Genomic DNA, 335 nt, shown 5'->3' with positions numbered 1-335 from the left:
CGGGCAAGACACTCGGCATCGTCGGCATGGGGCGCATCGGGCAGGCGGTCGCGCACCGGGCCCGCGCCTTCGGCCTGGAGATCGCCTACCACAACCGCAAGCGCGTGCCCGAAGCGGTCGAGCGGATGCTGGGGGCGCGCTATGTCGCGGACCTGGACGACCTCATGGCGCAGGCCGATATCCTGACGCTCCACTCGCCCGCCAGCGAGGAAACGCGCGGGATGATCGATGCGCGCCGCATCGCGCTGATGAAACCCGGCAGCAGCCTGATCAACACCGCCCGCGGCGACCTGGTGGATCAGGAAGCGCTCATCGTGCCTATGGCACCGTAGGAT

General features: G+C 69.0%; 1 protein-coding gene. It reads left to right on the top strand.

Features of this window, described 5'->3' with window-relative positions:
- Positions 1-332, top strand: a 332-nt coding sequence (locus AB1L30_RS00880) for an NAD(P)-dependent oxidoreductase (protein ID WP_367011453.1), incomplete at its 5' end; no start/stop codon positions are given.
- Positions 333-335 lie beyond the last annotated feature (3 nt).

This window comes from Bremerella sp. JC817 (genome assembly GCF_040718835.1).
Classification (GTDB): domain Bacteria; phylum Planctomycetota; class Planctomycetia; order Pirellulales; family Pirellulaceae; genus Bremerella.
This window is presented reverse-complemented; position numbering and strand designations above follow the sequence as displayed.